This is a genomic window from Treponema sp. OMZ 790, from assembly GCF_024181285.1.
GTDB lineage: Bacteria > Spirochaetota > Spirochaetia > Treponematales > Treponemataceae > Treponema_B.
In genome coordinates, this window is record NZ_CP051201.1 from 1,765,746 (window position 1) to 1,782,690 (window position 16,945).

At 38.7% G+C, this 16,945-nt stretch carries 20 protein-coding genes; 10 read left to right on the forward strand and 10 right to left on the reverse strand.

Going from position 1 to position 16,945, the window contains the following annotated elements; translation table 11 throughout:
• Positions 1 to 4: 4 nt before the first annotated feature.
• The 3 genes from E4O01_RS08590 to E4O01_RS08600 form a co-directional block, all read right to left on the reverse strand.
• The gene (locus tag E4O01_RS08590) at positions 5 to 511 is read right to left on the reverse strand and encodes a hypothetical protein (RefSeq protein ID WP_253691706.1); all 507 of its coding nucleotides are present in this window, start codon (positions 509 to 511) and stop codon (positions 5 to 7) included.
• Positions 512 to 586: 75 nt separating this feature from the next.
• Positions 587 to 1,147 carry a hypothetical protein gene (locus tag E4O01_RS08595; protein ID WP_253691707.1) on the reverse strand — a complete coding sequence of 187 codons (561 nt, stop codon included), beginning with the start codon at positions 1,145 to 1,147 and terminating at the stop codon, positions 587 to 589.
• Between the two features lie 51 nt (positions 1,148 to 1,198).
• Entirely contained in the window at positions 1,199 to 2,035 is an 837-nt protein-coding gene (locus E4O01_RS08600; protein WP_253691708.1) for a BRO family protein, read from the reverse strand.
• Positions 2,036 to 2,159: 124 nt separating this feature from the next.
• On the opposite strand from E4O01_RS08600, the gene E4O01_RS08605 reads away from it, so the two are divergent.
• Positions 2,160 to 2,531 carry a YjcQ family protein gene (locus E4O01_RS08605; protein WP_253691709.1) on the forward strand — a complete coding sequence of 124 codons (372 nt, stop codon included), beginning with the start codon at positions 2,160 to 2,162 and terminating at the stop codon, positions 2,529 to 2,531.
• A 59-nt stretch (positions 2,532 to 2,590) separates the two neighbouring features.
• Positions 2,591 to 2,962: a YjcQ family protein gene (locus E4O01_RS08610; protein WP_253691710.1), complete on the forward strand. Its 372-nt coding sequence runs from the start codon at positions 2,591 to 2,593 to the stop codon at positions 2,960 to 2,962.
• Between the two features lie 31 nt (positions 2,963 to 2,993).
• On the opposite strand, the gene E4O01_RS08615 is transcribed toward E4O01_RS08610, so the two are convergent.
• The 4 genes from E4O01_RS08615 to E4O01_RS08630 form a co-directional block, all read right to left on the reverse strand.
• Positions 2,994 to 4,238 (reverse strand): ISNCY family transposase, encoded by a 1,245-nt coding sequence (locus tag E4O01_RS08615; RefSeq protein ID WP_253691711.1) that lies wholly within the window; start codon positions 4,236 to 4,238, stop codon positions 2,994 to 2,996.
• A 677-nt stretch (positions 4,239 to 4,915) separates the two neighbouring features.
• Positions 4,916 to 5,284, reverse strand: a complete 369-nt coding sequence (locus tag E4O01_RS08620) for a nitrous oxide-stimulated promoter family protein (protein ID WP_253691712.1) — start codon at positions 5,282 to 5,284, stop codon at positions 4,916 to 4,918.
• A complete protein-coding gene (locus E4O01_RS08625) occupies positions 5,259 to 5,678 on the reverse strand; it encodes a YbaN family protein (protein WP_253691714.1) in 420 nt (139 codons plus the stop codon). Before E4O01_RS08625 ends, E4O01_RS08620 begins: the two co-directional genes overlap by 26 nt.
• Before the next feature lie 81 nt (positions 5,679 to 5,759).
• Entirely contained in the window at positions 5,760 to 6,500 is a 741-nt protein-coding gene (locus E4O01_RS08630) for a copper homeostasis protein CutC (RefSeq protein ID WP_253691716.1), read from the reverse strand.
• A gap of 139 nt (positions 6,501 to 6,639) precedes the next feature.
• On the opposite strand from E4O01_RS08630, the gene E4O01_RS08635 reads away from it, so the two are divergent.
• The 4 genes from E4O01_RS08635 to E4O01_RS08650 all read left to right on the forward strand — a co-directional run bounded on the left by E4O01_RS08635 (position 6,640) and on the right by E4O01_RS08650 (position 10,299).
• Entirely contained in the window at positions 6,640 to 7,860 is a 1,221-nt protein-coding gene (locus E4O01_RS08635; protein WP_253691717.1) for a hypothetical protein, read from the forward strand.
• Positions 7,860 to 9,677 carry a DNA topoisomerase IV subunit B gene (locus tag E4O01_RS08640; protein WP_253691718.1) on the forward strand — a complete coding sequence of 606 codons (1,818 nt, stop codon included), beginning with the start codon at positions 7,860 to 7,862 and terminating at the stop codon, positions 9,675 to 9,677. Before E4O01_RS08635 ends, E4O01_RS08640 begins: the two co-directional genes overlap by 1 nt.
• A gap of 62 nt (positions 9,678 to 9,739) precedes the next feature.
• Positions 9,740 to 9,982 carry an AbrB/MazE/SpoVT family DNA-binding domain-containing protein gene (locus tag E4O01_RS08645; protein WP_253691719.1) on the forward strand — a complete coding sequence of 81 codons (243 nt, stop codon included), beginning with the start codon at positions 9,740 to 9,742 and terminating at the stop codon, positions 9,980 to 9,982.
• Complete coding sequence (locus tag E4O01_RS08650; RefSeq protein WP_253691721.1) at positions 9,970 to 10,299, forward strand: type II toxin-antitoxin system PemK/MazF family toxin; 330 nt, start codon at positions 9,970 to 9,972, stop codon at positions 10,297 to 10,299. Before E4O01_RS08645 ends, E4O01_RS08650 begins: the two co-directional genes overlap by 13 nt.
• Before the next feature lie 42 nt (positions 10,300 to 10,341).
• On the opposite strand, the gene E4O01_RS08655 is transcribed toward E4O01_RS08650, so the two are convergent.
• Positions 10,342 to 11,037 carry a tRNA threonylcarbamoyladenosine dehydratase gene (locus E4O01_RS08655; RefSeq protein ID WP_253691723.1) on the reverse strand — a complete coding sequence of 232 codons (696 nt, stop codon included), beginning with the start codon at positions 11,035 to 11,037 and terminating at the stop codon, positions 10,342 to 10,344.
• Between the two features lie 33 nt (positions 11,038 to 11,070).
• Positions 11,071 to 12,129: a phospho-N-acetylmuramoyl-pentapeptide-transferase gene (locus E4O01_RS08660; protein WP_253691725.1), complete on the reverse strand. Its 1,059-nt coding sequence runs from the start codon at positions 12,127 to 12,129 to the stop codon at positions 11,071 to 11,073.
• 61 nt (positions 12,130 to 12,190) lie between these two features.
• Here E4O01_RS08660 and E4O01_RS08665 point away from each other — a divergent pair, with 61 nt between their 5' ends.
• From E4O01_RS08665 to E4O01_RS08680, 4 genes are all read left to right on the forward strand, one after another.
• Entirely contained in the window at positions 12,191 to 12,952 is a 762-nt protein-coding gene (locus tag E4O01_RS08665) for a DUF368 domain-containing protein (protein WP_253691727.1), read from the forward strand.
• Positions 12,953 to 13,049: 97 nt separating this feature from the next.
• A complete protein-coding gene (gene uraA, locus E4O01_RS08670) occupies positions 13,050 to 14,312 on the forward strand; it encodes a uracil permease (RefSeq protein ID WP_253691729.1) in 1,263 nt (420 codons plus the stop codon).
• Between the two features lie 4 nt (positions 14,313 to 14,316).
• Positions 14,317 to 14,967 (forward strand): C39 family peptidase, encoded by a 651-nt coding sequence (locus E4O01_RS08675; RefSeq protein WP_253691731.1) that lies wholly within the window; start codon positions 14,317 to 14,319, stop codon positions 14,965 to 14,967.
• 104 nt (positions 14,968 to 15,071) lie between these two features.
• On the forward strand, positions 15,072 to 15,653 hold the full coding sequence (locus E4O01_RS08680) for a hypothetical protein (RefSeq protein WP_253691733.1): 582 nt from the start codon (positions 15,072 to 15,074) through the stop codon (positions 15,651 to 15,653).
• Between the two features lie 59 nt (positions 15,654 to 15,712).
• Here the strand turns inward: E4O01_RS08680 and E4O01_RS08685 are convergent, their stop codons facing one another.
• Positions 15,713 to 16,909: a YibE/F family protein gene (locus tag E4O01_RS08685; RefSeq protein ID WP_253691735.1), complete on the reverse strand. Its 1,197-nt coding sequence runs from the start codon at positions 16,907 to 16,909 to the stop codon at positions 15,713 to 15,715.
• Positions 16,910 to 16,945: the final 36 nt, after the last annotated feature.

The window sequence follows — 16,945 nt, forward strand, 5'->3', positions numbered from 1 at the left end:
TGTTTTAATATTTTATAATTATTTTATTACCTTGTATTTGAGCTTGCAGAACAATCCCGTCAGGCACAGACACCGCTATAGGCTGTGCTTTTTGAGGGTTAAAAATATCTATGCTAACATTTTCCTGATTAGGATTAACCACCGTAGAATCAAACAGATTATTTACATCAGAAAGATTAACCTGTTTAGACGTTGTATTATAAACAATAAAAGGCACAGATGAAGAATTTAAAATTTGATATTGAGAGCTAGAAAGCTTTTTTAAGTGATTCCGGCCTACGCTTTTTAGATCAACGGATATATTATAATATAATAAAGATAAGGATGTTTTTTTTCCTGCAAGAATTTCATAATCTTTATTCCATTCTTCTTTATTTGAATCTGTAAAGGTTTTGACATTTACTATAGCTTTTGCATTAGATTTATTATCGATAGTAATGTTTTTAGGTATAAACTGGTCGCAACTTGTAAATAAAAGCACCACTAACCCAACTAAAACAATCTTTTTCATTTTTATATCTCCTTATAAAAACTATAACCTATTTTTAATCTAAGTTCAAGGGGGCTTTTTTTAATATCAAAATCTTTAAGTATTTATTTTTTTTCGAGCTTCCTCTATACGCTTATCCCAATCGCCGCCCCAACCTTGAGCTTTTGCCTGTTCGCAAATTTCGATGACCCGAGGCCAATTTTTATTTTTTTTCTCGATAATAGCCAGCTGTTCAAAACCTCGATGAGAAGGCATGTAGGGAGACTCTTTTTTAAATTCAATAGCTGCTTGCGGGCCAATTTCAATTTGTCTATTACAAATATCGACACAAAGAGAAAAAGCCCCTTCAAAATCACGATTGCGATACAACGAAGCGATTAAGTGGTTATATATCAAGTGCAAATCAAGAACTTTAAACGATTTTTCTTTATTTATTAAAGCTATCGTATGACTAACGACTTTCATAGAGATTATAACATTTGCTTTTTTATTAAACCACGGCAAAGTATCAGCAAGGAATTGAGCGTCCGATGTATAATTTTTCTCGCTTTCATCTAAGAACAACGGGCAAGACTCAAACAGTGTTTTTCTTTCGTTTTCATCGAAAGTTTCATAAAACCATTTTTCAAGCCCATGCCTTTCTAATCCATTTTTCATTTATTCGCACCTCTACTAACTATACCCTATTTTCGGCCTAAGTGCAAGGGCTTATTTCTTAGGCGGTAATTCTTTAATTTTATCGTTTTTATTAAAAGCCTTATGAGTCTTTTTTAAACCGCTTTTTATTTGTTTTATATCTTCGGATGGCGGCAAATCTTCGGGTAAGGTTGAGCCGTTTTGTATCAAGACATCTCGTACCATTCGCCCGACATTAAAAGCCGCTTTTTCTAGGTTTTTTTGCCCTTTGATTTTTTCCCTTTTGATTTTTGCGTCTGTTTGAGTAACCCTAAAAATATTAGCACCCAATTCCTCCGCTCCCATAAAATCAAAAGGCGTGCGGTTTTCGGGGATACCCTTTATCGCTTTAATTTTTGAAAGCGGCATATTGTATAAGCCTAAGTATCCCTTATTTTGAAAAATAGCGTAATTTGTAACACCTGCTTGTTTTGCCGTAGAGCTTAATATTTTTTCGTTTTCCGATATTTGCCCCCGTAAGTCTATACGCTCTATATCCTGTTGCTCTACAAAATATTGATGAATAGCCGTAGTAAATGCAGCAAAATAGGCTTGTGCTTTTGATACATTCGGCTTTTTTATGTCGGCGTTCATTACAACAAGATAGCAGGCAAAACGAGTTAATTTTATATCTCGAAACTTTTTACCCTCTATTTCATTTTCAAAATGAATAAAATGTTCCATAGGGTCTATCCCTGTGTTAATACACACTTGACAGGCTTTTAATATAGGCTGGATGTTGGGCTTGAATTCAGTGTAACCTAACGCTTTCATAAGCACTGAAGCATACCAATAGAGATTTCCATTTTGATGAGATAAATTTTCAAAATCCGGATTTTCGCCTTCAAAAAGGGATAATTCATTTTGCATATTGCCCTCCAAGTATTACTATAACAGATTATAGCTAAATTTTAAGTATTTTTCAAGAGTTGATAAATTTAAAAATCTTACAACTTATCAAGAGGGCTTAAAACAAAAAAATGACTATAAGGGTATGAACATTGAAACCAACAATCTTTATATGAAAAGCGTATTTAGTATTATGAACCGTATCTTAAAAGTGCTTGAGCACAGTATGGACGATAGCGAGTTTAACCTCGACGATTTTACGGCTAAAAAATTCGGCATAAGCGAAAATAAATTCGCACGGATATTAAAGCTGCTTATTGACGACGGCTATATCGAAGGTGTCAAGGTTATTGACAGGGGCGAGCCGACGGTCTTTGACGGAGCCGATTATGATAGGTTCAAGGTTTCCATCGGGGATATCGGTATCACATTAAAAGGCTTAAAGTATTTAGCCGAAAATACCGTTTTGGCGAGTGTATACCGAACGGTAAAATCAGTAAAAGACATAATGCCTTAGCCGGATAGCATAAAGAATACCAAAGTACTCGACTGACTATATAAGCAGGGAGTACCAATATGAAGAACTTTACAAACAATGAAAATTTATGTCATAATGAGTATATGACAAAGGCATTTAAAACAATTTACACACTTTTGAACCGGCTTGAAAAAGCCTTAGACTATGAGGATAAGGACTTTAACGCCGAGGAGCAAATCGGGCATGAGGTGCTAGGCATTACACAAACACGCTGGAGAAGCTATATAGAAATGCTGGAACAGGCGGGTTATATTTCGGGCGTTAAGGTAAAGAGCTTTACAGACGGAAGCAACTATCTTGATATTTCCTCCGCCCGCATAACCCTGCAAGGCTTACAGTACCTAGCAGAAAATACAATGATGATAAGAGCCTATCACGCCCTAAAAGACATTAAGGGCTTTATCTCATAAACGCCGTATAGACTGAAAAACGGGGGCGGTCTTAGCCTGAAAGCAATATACCCCCGCTGTGCGTGTCGGCTAACAGATAGCGGTATATCAAGTTCTTTTCTACAAGGGGCATAGAGTCCCCTACCACATCACAAAGCGGCTCGCACAATTCTACATCGTAATACTTGCCATTCATATACCCACGCAGCCCGTAGCTTTCGGAAAGACAGAGAGTAAAGCGGACACAGGCGGCGCGGTTTGCAAGCAAGCGGAATTTATATCCGTGATAAATAAAAGAGCCGTCGGCCTTAGTTTTCTTTTCTGCCTTAACCGAAAAGAGAAAATGAAAGTCTAGGCTAGGCTGCGGGGCTTTCCAGTGCAATGCGGGGTCTTGAGCCGGTACGGAAAATCGGGCATTGAAACCGTCAATAAAATCGGCTAGGAATTCATTAGCCGCTTCGATTGTGTTTATTCCTTGAAATCGGAAAATATACGGAAGCCTCCCTTGTAGTGTTTGCCATAGCCGCTCAATTCTGCCCTTAGCCTGTGGGCTATAAGCGGCTATCAATTCTATATTTAATTCCTTACACATCTTTTGCCATTGGGTGCTGGTTTTTTCGGCCCCCGCTAATTGCTCCTCCAGAGTCGCACCCCGTGAAACGAAAAAAATAGCCGCCCTATCGGTGTAGATTGCCCTAGGAAGTCCGCCCTTCCTGGCTAGTATTTGCTTTATAAGTTCATTATAACCTAGAAGACATTCATTTTCACAGAAATATAAAGCGACTATTTCATGCGTTGCGTCGTCAATAGCCCCGTGAAGCGTTACCTTATGACCGTTTAAAAACCAATCATGCCGTGAAGCGTCCACCTGCACTAGATCGCCTTCGTTCGGGCGTTCGGGGCGGGGCAAGTGTTTTTTCTTTTCACGCACAGGAATGCGAGCACGGGGAGAGACTATCCCCGCCGAAGAAAGAACGGTGTAAAAAGTCGTATAGCATGGCAAGATGGTATAATTAAGATAATCGGCGCAGTCATCCCTAAAAGCCATGAACGGCGTACCTTCAAACTTTTTATAATCGGCTGCAATTTTTTCATAATCATATATTTTATTTTTCGGCTTACGCCCCGTATTGCCGTGAATAAATGCAGCGTCGCCGAATGCTAAGTATCGTTTTTTTAGCCGCCAAACCGATACGGGCTGTATCCTGCAGAGCCTTGCACACTCCCGTTCGGTAATTTCACCACGGGCAAACATCGGGATGTAAAGCATTTTCAATTTTTGTAACTCGTAATTCATATTAACCTGTTCGGAACAAACGATATAAACTTTAGCATAATTTTTCAAATTGGAACAAACGGAAAACACAGCGGAACAGTCAAAACAAATTGGAACAAATAAAATTCGATTGGAACAAACGAAATCAAATTGGAACAAAAAAATCATTTGTTCCATTTGTTCCAAAGCGAAAAATAAGTAAAAACGGCATTTTTAGGCTCTTTAAGGGCAAGCGGGGTATTTTTTAAAGTTAAAAATCCCGTCGCCGTAACTCTATATCTGTTATAGACTTTGGAACACTTGTTCCATTTGTTCCAATTTGTCCCAGTGTATATGTATTTGTATATGTATATGTATTTGTATAAATAAAGAGAGGGGCAAAAATGCCCCTTGCTTTTTTTAAGTGTAAGTTTTAGCAACGCTAAGGATTAACCGCAGGGATAGCTAAGCTCGCAAGAGAGCAAAGAGGGCGGAGGCGGCAGTCCGTTTTTAAAATGCAAGAACGCAGTAACGGCAAGGATAAGCGGCGCTCTATCTTTTTTTGGAAAACGGCCTATCGGCAGGCGTGAAAAAAACTTTAATATTTTTTAATTTTTTTTGAAAAAACGCTTGACAAAAAAATTCCGTTGCGGTATAGTGTAAGTATACCCAATGGCTACTTAATCACTCCAATAACAACATGCCGTAAAAGAGTGTTTTTATCTTAAAATACACCTCTTAGGAGATTGAGGAGGATGTTTTTTTGAATAAATTGTCTTAAAAAGGTGTTTTAAACTTAAAAAAGGATGCTTAAATAAGAGCCTTGGACCTGAATACCTCATTACCTTTTTTATCCTTTCACGCATATCCCTTTTATAACAATGCACAGGACAAACATTACAAAAAGGCTTTTTTTCTCCGTTTTTTCGATAAAGACAAGATTCAATCCTTTTAGTCGAATATAAAAGAAGCTCATCGAGCTCATCATCATCCATCTCTCTTTCCTTAAAAGACCGGTACATGGCTATCATAACAGCGATGAGCTTTTTTTCTTGTTCTTGCTTATCCTTTTTCAACACAGCCTGCATCTGCTTTTATTGCCGATCTTTCATCAGCCGGAATAGTTTTAATTTTAAAGATAAAAACATAGTATTTTGCAGCAATTACGCAGGCTATTAAAATGCGGGCATGGAGTTTTGCCGAAAAATAAAAGGCAACGGCAAGCATTATTGAAGCAAATGAGAGAATAATAATCTTATTTTTTAGAGGCATACCTTTTTTTTCGTAAAAGCTTTGAATATATTTTTTATGAAAAGATGTGCCCATAAACCATATTTTCAGCTTTTCAGATCCCTTTGCAAAGCAAAAAACTGTCAACAAAAAGAAGGGAGTCGTAGGTAAAAGAGGCATGATAATCCCCAAAATTCCCAGTCCCAGACAAATAAAGCCTATAGTAATCCAAAAGATATTCATTATCTTCATAATCTTCACCTCTAGTAAGACATACTTTACATTATTTTTTAATTTTTATCAAGTGAGAAGTAAAAAATTGCTCTATACCAATTACAAACTATTTTTTACCCTTATCATCTCGTCGAGGCCGGCAACTTCTATGCTGTCTTCAGGCGGATATAGAGCTCCTCCATAGTAGATTGAAGGGTTTGCTTTTGTTGACGGTTCGGCTCTGCGTGTGAGGGCGGCAAAATGGATCTGATCAACTCCTGTGAGCTTGATAATTTTTGAAGCATTTTTTTCGGTAATACCGCCTCCGGGTAAAATTTCGATTCTGCCTCTGGCTCTTTTTACCATTTTGGCAATTAAGTCCGCTCCCTCATAGGCTGTCGGCGCCTGTCCGCTTGTCAAAACTCTGGTAAAGCCCAAAGAAATAAGCTCATCGAGAGCCTTCAAAGGATCGGGCACAACATCGATAGCTCTATGAAAAACCCTGTCGTTTCCTCCTGCAATTTTTATAAGAGCTTCACACCTCTTTGAATCGATGGTTCCATCCTTTTTTAAAAAACCGAACACAAGGCCGTCCGCTCCGTTATCTATAAAAAGCTTTGCATCTTCGATCATGGTTTTGTATTCATATGAAGAATAAAAGAAGCCGGCAGCTCTCGGTCTTACCATAGTTATAACCTTCAAATTTGTTTCCTTTTTAACCAACTTTAAAGTTCCGAGTGAAGGAGTCAAACCTCCCAAAAAAAGAGAAGAATTAAGTTCAATCCTTGAAGCTCCGGCTTTTTCAGCCAAAACTGCATCTTCAAAAGAACCTGCGCAGATTTCTATCGTAATTTTTTTCATTTAAGTACCTCTATAAAACTGAACTGTTTATCGAAACCCCATATTAACAGCCCTTCCCATTCTAAAAAATGAAGGCAAAAAAGTCAACATCAAAGATCAGCTATTGTAAAGAAATAAATAAAAGGTTAAAATAGGAACTATGGATAAGAGTAATAAAACAATACCTGTTCTTTTAAAAGAATTAAAAGACCTTGAGTTAAAACTGACAGACGTTTACAAACAACTTGGAAACAAACTCCTAAAAGATACGGCCGATCCCGTTTCAACAAATAGCGCCGGTTCCCAGGAGAATTTAATCCAATGGCAAAGACTGCATGATGAAAGAAAATTTTGCACAGAAAGCATATTGGACATAAAAAACAACAATACCCGCCTTTCGGAATTGGACAGTTTTAAAAAGCAAATTAAGGACAGACTTTCAGATACAAAAAAAGAAGCGGAAAAACTAAAAGGAGACTTATTGCTCGGGCTTTATAAAGACTTTCTCCCTTATTGCGGAGCTCTTTTTGACCCTCTATCTGCAGAAATACATACCGAAGAAGCAAAAATACAGGAAACCCAAGAAAAAATAAGTACCCTGAATACAGAAAAACAAGAAGCTAACTTTTTTGTACGGCTGGGCCTTTCAGGTAAAATTTCTTCCTACGAATTAAAAGTAAAAAATTCCGAAAAGAAGATTAAAAATATCTTAATCAAATCTGCCGTCGAGGTTGAAAATTCCCAAGAAGTAAAAAAACTTTATGACGAAGATAAACTTTTACCCGATCTTAAAAAACACTATGAAGAAATTTTAAATTTGAGAAACGACGTAACAGACTCCGAAAGCCGCCTCAAAATGATAGATGAGGAAACGGACTTTGTTACCCAAAAATTAGCCGATGTCGGAGCAGGTAAAAACTCCAAAAAACGTATCGACAGCTTTACAAGCAGAATAAAAGAAATCGATGAAAAGATAGACCGTATTTTAGAATCTACCGGTTTAAAATACACGGAAAATTTCTACTCGGCTGAAGGCGATTCTCTTTTGGGTGAAAATCCTTCTGATGAAAAAATCGGAAAATATGCCGACTATCTGAAAAAAGCCGGAAACTATCGAAAAGAAATAAGCAAAACAAAATATAATATAGAATTCTGCGAGGTTTTACAAAAGATAAGAGCCGAAGAAAATAAAATTCAAAATTTAAACCGTACAATAAAAAATTCCGAAAATGCCATTAAGGAAGCCGAAAAGAAAATATCGGATTCCGAATCTGCAATTAAAACATCTGAAGTCAAAATTGCCGATTTGGAAGAATATGCATCCGCTCTTAAGGTTAAATTCTCCGGCAAAGAGGATAGCACATTTACGGAGGAAGAATAATGGCTGCAAAAAAAGCTGTATACGATGAGTCCAAAATAAAAACCCTGAGTTCTCTTGAACACATCCGTTTGAGAACGGGTATGTACATAGGCCGATTGGGCGACGGTTCCAATCCCGATGACGGTATTTATATTCTCGTAAAAGAAGTTATAGACAACTCGATAGACGAGTTTATAATGGGGAACGGTTCACGCATAGATATTCAACAAGACGGAAACAAGATAATAGTCCGCGACTTCGGACGCGGTATTCCTTTAGGAAAATTGGTAGAATGTGTTTCGGTTATAAACACGGGTGCAAAGTACAACGATGAGGTCTTTCAGTTTTCTGTAGGTCTAAACGGAGTCGGAACAAAGGCCGTAAATGCCCTGTCGGAGCATTTTAGGGTTGTCGCCGTAAGAGACGGTAAATATGCAGAAGCAATTTTTGAACGAGGAAAACTAGTAAGCGAAAAAAAAGGAAACACCAAGCCCGGCATCAAAAACGGAACTCTTGTCGAATTCATTCCCGACACAAAAATTTTCGGCGAGTATAAATTTAACTTGGACTTTATCGAAAAGCGGATTTGGAACTATGCCTATCTAAACTCAGGCCTTACATTGAGTTTTAACGGAAAAATTTTTAAATCCGAAAACGGACTTTTGGACTTACTCGAATCCAATGTCGGTACAAACACCATTTATGAGGTGTGCCGATTTAAAGAAAATCAGCTTGAGTTTGCCTTTTCGCACACAAACAATTACGGCGAAACCTATTACTCATTTGTAAACGGCCAATACACTTCCGACGGAGGAACTCACCTTTCAGCCTTTAAAGAAGGGCTTCTCAAGGGCATCAACGAGTATTTTAGAAAAAGCTATAAAAGCGAGGACGTAAGAGAGGGAACCTGCGCCGCCGTTTCGGTAAAGATTCAAGCTCCGGTATTCGAAAGTCAGACAAAGAACAAACTCGGAAACACTGAGGTGCGCTCTTGGATAGTAAACGATACAAAGTCGGCAGTTGTAGAATGGCTTCAAAAAAATGCGGATTCGGCTGCAAAGCTTGAAAGCAAGATAATCGCAAACGAAAAACTCCGCACCGAGCTCAACACTGTAAAAAAAGAAGCAAAGGCGGCAGCAAAAAAAATTGCCATAAAAATTCCGAAACTGAAGGACTGCAAATTCCATTTGGGAGACGGAAAATTCGGTGAAGATACCATGATCTTTATCACCGAGGGAGATTCTGCAACGGGAGCCATGGTTTCAAGCAGAGATGTTTTAACTCAGGCAATTTTTTCTCTTCGAGGAAAACCCGAAAACATGTACGGCAAAAAGCGAGCACAGATATACAAAAACGCCGAGCTTTACAATATGATGATGGCTCTCGGCATCGAAAACGACATCGAGGGCTTACGCTACTCTAAAATCGTAATCGCAACGGATGCCGACAACGACGGCTTTCACATCCGCAATCTGCTTTTAACCTTCTTTTTAAGCTATTTTGAAGAGTTGGTTACATCGGGCCGCGTACACATTTTGGAGACACCCCTATTCAGAGTGCGCACCAAAAAAGAGACATCTTATTGCTATTCCGAAAAGGAAAGGGACGAGGCTGTAAGCCGCTTAGGTTCATCTTCCGAAATTACCCGCTTTAAGGGTTTGGGAGAAATAAGCCCCAAGGAGTTCGGACAATTTATAGGAGCCGATATAAAACTCCTCCCAGTAACCGTTCAAACCCTAAAAAAAGTTCCTTCAATCTTGGAATTCTACATGGGCAAGAACACCCCGGAGCGCCGCAAATTCATCATGAAAAATCTCTTGGCTGAAATAGATGCTTAAAAAAGCTTGACTCTTTACTGTGATTACAATATAATTACATAAAGGAGGCAAGGAGAACTTTTATGATTGTATCGCTTGTACCTGTAGGAAATTCACGCGGAATAAGATTACCGAAACACGTGCTTGATAAGGTTTCAAGTGCAGATAAGTTTGAAGTAGAGGTTTCGGAAAAAGGAATTTTATTAAAACCTGTAAAAGACGAGCCCCGAAAAGGATGGGAAGAAGCCTTTCGTAAGATGCATCAAGATAATGAAGACTTAATGGAGGAGCTCCCTGAACCGAGGGATTTTCAATGGGAATGGTAATTAAGCAATACGAGGTCTATCTTATAAATTTAGATCCCACAATAGGTCATGAAATACAAAAAACAAGGCCTTGCCTGGTAATCTCTCCCGATGTTATGAACAACAATATTTCAACCGTCATTATCGCCCCTATGACTACAAAGTCTCACGCTTACCCGACAAGGGTCAGTATTAAATTTGAAGGCAAAAAGGGCTGGATAGTATTGGATCAAATCAGAACTGTGGACAGGGCAAGATTGGTAAAGCACCTGGGAAATATAAAACCTACAGAAATCATTGCTGTAAAAAAAATCATCAAAGAAATGCTTGTCGATTAATCTAAGGGCCGAGATTCATAAGGCCGCTTTAAAAGAAACCGCCTAATAAAGGCTTTTAACCACCTCGCCGGCGATAAAAAGACCGGCAATTGAGGGCACCCATGCAGCCGAAGCCGGAGGGGTTTGTTTTATGGTACATTCGGTTTTGGAATAAAGGACCTTCAAGTGCTTAACATTCCTTTTTTTTAGCTCGGTGCGCATTACCTTACAAAGCGGACAAACGCTTGTCTTGTAAATATCTGCAAATTCAAAATCGGCATTTAGGCGGTTGCCGCAGCCCATTGCCGAAATAATAGGCACCTCATGTTTTTCGGCTTCAACGGCAAGAAAAATTTTAAGAGCAACCGTATCGACGGCATCAACTATAAAGTCTAAACCATCAAAAAAATTTTCGCCTAAGACAGTATAAAAAGTATCGGGTAAAATAAACGAATTGATTGCTGTTACCTTACATGAAGGATTTATATCGGCAATGCGTTCTCTTGCAACTTCGGTTTTAGATTTTCCGATGGTAGAATAGAGGGCATAAAGCTGGCGGTTTATATTGCTTTCTTCTATCTTGTCGCCGTCAATTAGGATGAGCTCCCCTGCCCCGTTCCGGGCAACCCCGCTTCGGGCAAGGGCCTCGGCAGTATAGCTTCCGACACCGCCCAAACCTAAAATTGCAATCCGGGCATTTTCAATCTTCTTTAAATTTGCTGAACCGACAAGAGGCTCAAACCTCGATAAAAAACTCATGGCAAAAATTCAATTTCTAAAAATCTTAAAAGCCTATCGAATCTTAAATAGAATTCCTAAAATCACAATCGTAATTAAGATTTGAATAATAACAAAACGGATTAAAACTTGAGTCGGCGACCATTGCAAATTCTTTTTCATGTGATCATGGAGCGGAAATCTGATATTCTTAAATATTTTGATTTTAAAAAAGCGGAGCATAACTACCTTTAAAATGCCTGTCCCGCCGTTGATTAAAATCACACCGCTAGTCATCAAAAGAATAAATGGGTTGCGTGAAATAATTACAAGAACTCCGATAAAAAAGCCGAGAGCGCGCGAACCTGCATCTCCCATGAGAACCTTACTCGGATAAGCATTGTGCCAGAGATAGCCTGTAAGGACTCCGCAGAGGGTAAAAATCATAACCGCCCATTTTGCACCCGTGTTGATATTGGGAATCAAAAGATAGGCAGCAACTTTAACATGACCTAAGACAAAATAAAAAACTACACCAAGGGAAACCAAGGCCAATAAAATGAGAGTTCCGGAAAGGCCGTCAACTCCGTCGGTACAGTTTGTCGTATTAATCGAAATCCATAAAATAATTATGGAAACGGCAAAGAAAATAACGGGGTGCACATCAACAAGGCTGGATGTGAAGGGCAGCCAAAAGGAAACTTTACCTTCAAAATAAATATAAAAAACGACAAGAGCCGTAACTGCAGATAAAATAAAATCCAATCCGCCTTTTAAATATTCTCCCCAAGATTTTTCGGACTTGTCATCTAAAAAACCTGTCATCATTACTGCAAAGGTTACCGCCAAAATAAGGCATTGTGTCAAAGTCGGTGTTATCAATAAAAAAACACAAATTATAAAAATAGAAATAAAAACTACGCCCCCGCCCGTAGGTTTACCTACGGCAGCTTCCGGGTTTACGGTAAATTCTCTTCCTCTGTCCTTGGGTAATTTAGAATAAAATTTAGGCAATAATAAAACGGTAATTAAAAAGCCTAAAAATAAGCCTAAAGAAATTAAAACGGCATAAGATTGTAAAAGTCTCATCGGTCCGAAATACGGGCCAAGTAATTCTGCAATGTGATATAACATTTTTATATTATACCAAATTTTTATGCACTATGTCTATTGTATTGTCTATATTGTAAGATTTATGTATAATACTCAAATGTTAAACTACATAAAAAAAATAATTGCAGGTATCGCTATAGGAATAGCAAATGTTATACCCGGAGTTTCAGGCGGAACGATAGCCGTAGTTTTCGGGGTTTACCCCGATCTTATCGGAGCGGCAAGCCTTGACATCAAAACCATCAAAATAAATTTAAAAAGCTATCTTTGCCTCTTCGGAGGAGTTGCTTTAGGTGTTCTTCTTTTTGCACGTCTTTTCAAACTTGTTTATGAAAGATTTCCCGTACAAACCAATTTCTTTTTTATAGGCCTCATTCTCGGAAGCATTTTTATAATTTTTGAATTTGTCCGCGAAAAAGAACAAAAATCTTCTTTAAAAACAATGGCCAAAATTATTTGGTTTTTTATAGGTTTAGGACTCATGCTTGCCCTTTACTTTTTTAAGGGAGCTGCAGTCTCGTCAAATTCTGCTATAGAAACATTGAACCTTGGAAATTTTTTCCTATTGTTCTTTGCAGGTTTTGCAGGAGCTGCCGCAATGGTGATTCCCGGCGTATCAGGCTCCTTTCTTCTTTTGATAATGGGAGTTTATTATAGCGTAATTAAAGCCATTACCGACTTTAATATTCCCATTTTGATTCCCGTAGGCCTCGGAATCCTTGCCGGTATTTTCTTTTCGGCCCGCTTAATCGGCTTTTTAATGGAAAGGTTCCCTAAGATAACCTATGCTTTTATTTTAGGACTGGTCTTAGGTTCGGTCAGACATATGCTTCCCGACAGCTGACTACAACCTTCAATGAGGCTGGCTGCAGTCCTCTGTATGCTTGCAGGCTACGGTCTGATAACGGTGTTTGAAAAGATGAAAAAGATGGAGATTTAATATGCCGCACAAAAGAATTTATCAGGTTGATGAAAAAGTTCCGGCGGGACTTTTCTTACCTTTAAGTATTCAACATACATTTGCAATGTTCGGTGCCTCGGTTTTAGTTCCGATTATATTCGGAATTGATGCAGGCATAGTTCTATTTATGAACGGAGTCGGAACCCTCTTGTTTATAGCCGTAACAAAGGGAAAGGCACCTGCCTACCTCGGCTCAAGCTTTGCCTTCTTAGGGCCGGCTTCTATCATTATATCTTCGCTGGGTTTTCAATATGCCCAAGGAGCCTTTATAGTAACAGGGCTTTTAGGCTGCTTGATTGCTCTTATAATTTATAAGTTTGGAACTTCATGGATAAATGTTATCCTTCCGCCGGCAGCTATGGGTGCTGTAGTTGCCTTAATCGGTTTTGAGCTTACGGAGCTTACAATAAGAGGCGGAAGTATAGGAGCAAACATCATGACAGGTTCAGTCTCTCATGCAGATGTAATTGTCTTTTTAATTACGATAGGAGCAGCCGTCCTCGGCTCGGTTTTGTTCAAGGGATTTTTTTCTACAATCCCTATTTTAATAGCAAGCATTGCAGGTTACATTGCCGCAGCTTTTTTCGGTATGGTGAACTTTTCGATAATAAAAGAGGCGGGGCTTTTTACGGTTCCTCATTTCCAGCTTCCCAAATTCGATGTAGGAGCAGCCTTTACAATGCTGCCCGTACTCTTGGTCATCACAAGCGAACACATAAGTCATCAGGTTGTAACCTCCAACATCGTCGGACGCAATTTGTTAAAAGACCCGGGGCTTCACAGGAGCATCTTTGCAGATAATTTTTCGACAGCCCTTTCAGGCCTAGTCGGAGGAGTACCCACCACAACCTACGGCGAAAACATAGGCGTTATGGCAGTTACGGGCATTTACAGCGTATACGTAATTGCAGGCGCGGCAATAATTTCTATTTGTATGGCATTTATAAGCCCGCTTGCAGCCCTGATCCGAACCGTGCCCGGGAATGTTATCGGCGGCATAACCTTCTTGCTCTATGGAATGATAGGAGCCTCAGGCATCCGCCTTTTGGTAGATTCAAAAGTAGATTATTCAAAATCGAAAAATCTCATCCTGACCTCGGTTGTCTTTACCACGGGTTTAAGCGGCCTCAGCATAAAATTCGGCGAAATCGAATTTAAGGGAATGGTACTCGCCTCCCTCGTCGCCGTCATTTTAAGCTTTATCTTCTTTGTCTTTGAAAAAATGGGAGTGCTGGAGGAGTAGAAGATTGGCAATAAATCAAAAAAAGCTTTTGTTTTTCCCTTTAAGCCTCATTCCGATTGCTATTATAATATCGAGCTGTAGAGTTTTTCCGTCTATCGGATTAAACACAAAAGAAAATTATGGGAAAAAGAATATCTTAATCATGAGCGATATTTATTACCGTCAGACTTTTAATAACTGCGCACCCTATTCTGCAATGGCGGCGATAAATGTAATAACAAAAAAAGAAATCGATCCGGAGCTTTTAGCACGAGAAACAGGTTGGCGGATAAAAAACAATTTAACCATGCCACAGGGACTTATTCAAGTTTTACACAAGCATGGAATAAAAACAAAAGAAGCTGTTTTATCCGGATACACAGATGCCGAAAAAATTAATTGGATAAAAAATACAATTGATGAAGGTAAACCGATTATTTTTTTAATAAAAGCAAAAAGGGTCTTACATTATGTAACGGTAATAGGCTACGATGAAACAGGTTTTATTATTTATGACTCTCTTCAAGAGAAAACAAAATCAAATCCTCGAAAAACAATAAAAGATAAACCGCAATATGACGGAAACCGTTATTACAAATACGAGGTCTTTCTAAAATTTTGGAATAGAGGCGGTTATAAAATATTCTTTAAAAATTGGGCATTGGTCTGCGGATAAAATTCAGACTGCCCAATTACAAAAAAATAAAAAAACAGTTTGTTTTTTTGGTTAAAAGCTGCTATACTGATATCGTATTTATAATCTTAACTTAGGAGAGAAAAATGAAAAGAAAAATTGTTTTTTCGCTAATGGTGCTCGTACTGGCATTTTCGGTACAAGGCTGCTTTTTGTTGGACTCATCAACCATGGACACACCGAAACCGGCTCCTATGACATTGGAGGTCGGAAGCCGAATAAACGGTAAAACGATTGTATGGGTTAACACAAGGGGTGATTCTTGGCGCTTTTTAGCTATAGGAGCACCCTCGAAACCTATACAATGGGCCAATGATGCAAGCAGATTTTTAAACGATAAAAATATGGCTCCGGAAATGGGAAAAGGAAAAGCTAATACCCTATATCTGACAGGTGAATTTAGTTCTCACGCGCACACAGTATCCAATAATGCGGCTATTTACTGCAGATCGGTAGGCGGCTGGCTCCCATCGCGTGATGAGGCCGAAAAAATTATTCCTTTTGCAAATAAAAACTTTTGGACTTCAACCGCCGAAAAAACATCAAAAGCCTTTTATTATGATGTAACAACAAGAAGCTTTAAAGCAGAATTTAGAAATGAAAGAGACAAGATTGTAACCATCCCTGTTTACTACCTTGATTCAAACGGAAATGAGGTTAATCCTTAAAGATTAGACCGCTTAGAATTTCGATTATAAGGCTGTTCAAAAAATTGAACAGCCTTTTTTTAATTCTTCCTAAAAATATTTACGAGGTTGACGGTTATAGGAATCGTGCAAATTAAACCTATACTCCCCGAAACGGCCCGCAATATCTCGGCAGATAAAAGCTCCAAGTTTATAATTTCCGTAAAGCCGTTGGAAAAAATTATAAAGAGTAAGAGCACGGGGATTGATGTACTCACATAGGCCAAAATAAGAGTGTTTGACATAGAACCTATTATATCCCGGCCTATATTCATTCCGGATTTTACAAGCTGCTTATTCGAAATCTTAGGACTTACAGAAATTATTTCCCACATTGCAGAAGAAACGGACATGGCGACATCCATGACAGCCCCAAGGGAACCTATCATAATACCTGCAAATAAAAGGCCCTGATAATCTATCTTACGGTATTGGGGAACGAAGGCCAGCATTTGGGCATCCTCATTTCCTAAACCCGAGAGGCTTAGAATTTTACCTGCAACAAAGGCAAAAAGGCCTGCAATAATAACCCCGCCTATGGTTCCTAAAATAGCCGTATAGGTCTTTTTGTTCTTCCCCGAAATTATAAAAAGAGTAATTACTGAAGCAGAGCTGCAAATTATAACAGCCCAAAGCATAGGATTATAGCCTCGAATTATAAAAGGAAGGAAGAGGCCGAATATAAGGCCCACGGTAAGCCCAAGAGAGATAAGGGCCTTTACTCCGTTTTTTTTGCCGACAAAGATTAAAACCGAAGCAAAGATCATAATAAGAGCATAGACCTTATAATCCCTTGCTCTTTCATAAATGCGTAAATTGTTTACCTTTCCGGTTTCGTCTTCATCCAGCTGCAAGATGAGTTTTTCGTTTACCTTAAAAATAAGTTTATAAGGAATTGCAAGCTCTATAGTATTCCTGATTGTGTAAACCTCTCCTTTGTGCTTACCCGTTAAAATCTTAACCTTTAAATGCTGGTAGCGGAAGTCCGATTCTATAGGAATATCGGGGCGGCTCTCCTTTGTGTCGTCATAGACGATTTCGATAACCTTGGCCTTAACAGCCTTGCTTTTCGGAGCATTTATATGAGCATCATAGTATTGGCTTAAACCCTTGTATTTATTTTCCATGTCTTTAGACAGGTCGTTAGACCGGTCGTTAGAAGAAGGTTGCCCTGTATCTTCCGCAGATAGATTAAAGCATAGAAGAAGGCTTACAATAAAAGCGAAAATATGTTTCATGTTTGATTCCGGACGATTTGATTTTAAGAAAAAAGC

Coding starts and splice junctions, on each gene's coding strand:
- E4O01_RS08590 (WP_253691706.1), bottom strand. CDS start 511: ATGAAAAAGATTGTTTTAGTTGGGTTAGTGGTGCTTTTATTTACAAGT.
- E4O01_RS08595 (WP_253691707.1), bottom strand. CDS start 1,147: ATGAAAAATGGATTAGAAAGGCATGGGCTTGAAAAATGGTTTTATGAA.
- E4O01_RS08600 (WP_253691708.1), bottom strand. CDS start 2,035: ATGCAAAATGAATTATCCCTTTTTGAAGGCGAAAATCCGGATTTTGAA.
- E4O01_RS08605 (WP_253691709.1), top strand. CDS start 2,160: ATGAACATTGAAACCAACAATCTTTATATGAAAAGCGTATTTAGTATT.
- E4O01_RS08610 (WP_253691710.1), top strand. CDS start 2,591: ATGAAGAACTTTACAAACAATGAAAATTTATGTCATAATGAGTATATG.
- E4O01_RS08615 (WP_253691711.1), bottom strand. CDS start 4,238: ATGAATTACGAGTTACAAAAATTGAAAATGCTTTACATCCCGATGTTT.
- E4O01_RS08620 (WP_253691712.1), bottom strand. CDS start 5,284: ATGCAGGCTGTGTTGAAAAAGGATAAGCAAGAACAAGAAAAAAAGCTC.
- E4O01_RS08625 (WP_253691714.1), bottom strand. CDS start 5,678: ATGAAGATAATGAATATCTTTTGGATTACTATAGGCTTTATTTGTCTG.
- E4O01_RS08630 (WP_253691716.1), bottom strand. CDS start 6,500: ATGAAAAAAATTACGATAGAAATCTGCGCAGGTTCTTTTGAAGATGCA.
- E4O01_RS08635 (WP_253691717.1), top strand. CDS start 6,640: ATGGATAAGAGTAATAAAACAATACCTGTTCTTTTAAAAGAATTAAAA.
- E4O01_RS08640 (WP_253691718.1), top strand. CDS start 7,860: ATGGCTGCAAAAAAAGCTGTATACGATGAGTCCAAAATAAAAACCCTG.
- E4O01_RS08645 (WP_253691719.1), top strand. CDS start 9,740: ATGATTGTATCGCTTGTACCTGTAGGAAATTCACGCGGAATAAGATTA.
- E4O01_RS08650 (WP_253691721.1), top strand. CDS start 9,970: ATGGGAATGGTAATTAAGCAATACGAGGTCTATCTTATAAATTTAGAT.
- E4O01_RS08655 (WP_253691723.1), bottom strand. CDS start 11,037: ATGAGTTTTTTATCGAGGTTTGAGCCTCTTGTCGGTTCAGCAAATTTA.
- E4O01_RS08660 (WP_253691725.1), bottom strand. CDS start 12,129: ATGTTATATCACATTGCAGAATTACTTGGCCCGTATTTCGGACCGATG.
- E4O01_RS08665 (WP_253691727.1), top strand. CDS start 12,191: ATGTATAATACTCAAATGTTAAACTACATAAAAAAAATAATTGCAGGT.
- uraA (WP_253691729.1), top strand. CDS start 13,050: ATGCCGCACAAAAGAATTTATCAGGTTGATGAAAAAGTTCCGGCGGGA.
- E4O01_RS08680 (WP_253691733.1), top strand. CDS start 15,072: ATGAAAAGAAAAATTGTTTTTTCGCTAATGGTGCTCGTACTGGCATTT.
- E4O01_RS08685 (WP_253691735.1), bottom strand. CDS start 16,909: ATGAAACATATTTTCGCTTTTATTGTAAGCCTTCTTCTATGCTTTAAT.